We start from the raw sequence: 2,636 nt of genomic DNA, 5'->3' as shown, positions 1-2,636 counted from the left end.
CTTCGCCGTCGTCGGCCTGATCGTCTCGGCGGTCTTCGTGCGGTCGTTCCCCGACCTCCGCGGCCGCGACGCGAGCCCCATCCCCGACACCGAGCCGGTCCAGACCATCACCTGACCGCCTCAGGCGGCATCCATAGCGATCGCATAGTCGGGGACTGTGGAGTGGAACCATGACAGAAGATCGCTGGCTGGACGACAATGGCCGCCGCCGCCAGCACCCCGAGCGAGAGAAGACTCGAGGCCACCGGCGACAGCGCACGAAGKGGAAGCAGAGCCACGAGGAACACCGCGGCCAACCTGTCCAACGGGAAGGTCTTCACCGCGCGTGCGGATTCTGTCGCCACTGYCATGGTCGCATCGTACAGACGAGATGTTTCGGTTTAGATTCAGCCATGGCCTAGCCTTCTGCGAGCTAGGTCTACCGCGACGCAGGGCTTCACGAACTCGACGAGTCAGACGGGTGCGGTCGCGCCCGGGAGGTGTGCCCCGAGGTAAACGGTGAGCCCGCTTTCGACCGCCGTCGCCGCGACTTTCGTCCCGAGCAGGTCGGTGTTCTTCGTCTTGTTCACGAGGTCGTAGAGGCCCTGAAGAATAGTCGCTTGTTGAGCTTGGACAGGCCGCTGTTTCCAGGTTCGACGTGGGCGACGTCACCCGTCGCCTCACGCGCGCTTCCCGCTGGACGGCGGGCGGACGCGGATCGAATCAGTCACTCTTCCACGAAGGTGATCGCCACGATTCACACGACCGACACATACGGCTGGTAGGTTGCCGAAACGGGTGGGGATCCAATGGGGCGAAGGGATGGTCGGTGACGTCGAACCTGCAACAGGTCGACGCGACGACGGGGTCGCAGAGCGAATCTGAATCACACGGAACACAGACACACACCACGACCGAGCCGACAGTTCGGGATGGCTCGGCGCCAAGCGCGTCGCCAAGCACGAGTCCCGTTCCCACGCCCGTCGCACCCGACCAATGGCGTCGACGCCTGGCCAGGGGTACCTGGCTCACCGATCTACTGGCGCTCGTCTGGGTGGTCTACGGCACGCAGATCGCGTGGTTCGGCCTCGGCAATGCCGAGGTCACGATGCGGGAGGACCACCGTCTGAACGACGTCTCGTACTGGGTCTTCTCCGCGCTCCTGATCGTCACGTGGATGTGGGCGCTGAGCCTCGTCGATTCGCGCAGCGAGCGGGTCATCGGCACGGGTCCGACCGAGTACGTGCGCGTCGTCGATGCGAGCTTCCGACTTTTCGGCTTCATCGCGATCCTCGCCTTCCTGCTACGCGTCGACATCGCCCGCGGCTTTCTCCTCATCAGCCTTCCTCTCGGCATCCTGGTGCTGCTCATCGAGCGATGGCTGTGGCGGCAGTGGCTCATCTCGAAGCGCCAGCTCGGGCAGTACTCGGCGCGCGTGCTGCTCGTCGGGTCGCAGACATCCGTGGCCCAGATCGCGCGTGAGCTGCAGCGGTCTCCGCATGCCGGCTATCGCGTGGTGGGAGCGTGTGTGCCGTCGGGCCGCATCGCCGACTGCATCGACGGGACCGACATCCCAATCATGGGGAATGTCGACAACGTTGAACGGGCCATGCTCGCCACCGGCGCCGACACCGTCGCCGTCACGAGCACCGACGAGCTGCCGGCCGACAAGGTCAAGCAGATCTCGTGGGGCCTGGAGGCTGGCAGGCAGCACCTGGTGCTGGCGCCGAGCATCATCGACATCGCCGGTCCCCGCATCCACACCCGTCCCGTCTCCGGGCTGCCGCTCATCCATGTGGAGACCCCGCGGTTCAGCCGCGGTCAGCGCATCGTCAAGCGCACGATGGACCTGCTCATCACCGGGCTCGGCATCGTGCTGATCAGTCCCGTGCTGGCGTTCCTTGCGATTGCTGTGCGGCTGACGAGCCAGGGGCCCGTGCTCTTCCGCCAGACCCGCATCGGGCTGCGCGGCGAGGAGTTCACCATGCTCAAGTTCCGCTCGATGGTGGTGAACGCCGAGGATCTGCTCGAGAACCTCGAGCGTCAGGAACGGGATGCCGGCAAYGAGGTGCTCTTCAAGATGAAGAACGACCCGCGCGTGACCCCGGTGGGCCGTGTGATGCGCAAGTTCAGCCTCGACGAGCTGCCGCAGCTGCTCAACGTGCTGGGCGGCTCGATGTCGCTCGTCGGKCCGCGTCCGCCGCTGCCCAAGGAGGTCGCCCTCTATGCCGACCACGTGCATCGGCGCTTTCTTCTCAAGCCGGGGATCACGGGTTTGTGGCAGGTGAGCGGTCGCTCGAGCCTTTCCTGGGACGATACCGTTCGCCTGGACCTGTCCTATGTAGAGAACTGGTCGCTGATCGGCGACTTCGGAATTCTGGCGAAGACCGCCAAAGCAGCACTTCTGCCCGGCGAGACCGCGGCTTGAACTKGGAGGCGCACCAGTGATTTCAGTCCGACCCTCAATGAGACGTTCAGCGGGAACAGCGAGGTTTAGGCAGTTCGCGGGCGCCCGCCTGTCGAACATTGAGATGGTGTCACTTGCAGTGGTCGCGATGCTTCCGGTTCACTGGTTGCGCGTCTCCGTCGCTCGGGCATGGKGTGCGACCGTGGCTCCCGACGCGACGCTCTATCACGGCTTCCAAATACGCCACGCT

1 protein-coding gene is annotated in these 2,636 nt (G+C 65.0%); it reads left to right on the top strand.

Features of this window, described 5'->3' with window-relative positions; all coding sequences use genetic code 11:
* Positions 1 to 988: 988 nt before the first annotated feature.
* Positions 989 to 2,407: a sugar transferase gene (locus AC1DP3_RS18115; RefSeq protein ID WP_477295732.1), complete on the top strand. Its 1,419-nt coding sequence runs from the start codon at positions 989 to 991 to the stop codon at positions 2,405 to 2,407.
* Positions 2,408 to 2,636 lie beyond the last annotated feature (229 nt).

The sequence above is a fragment of the Microbacterium sp. P5_B6 genome (genome assembly GCF_056400345.1).
Note: the sequence above shows the minus strand (reverse complement) of the source record. Positions and strands in the feature narration are given on the sequence as shown.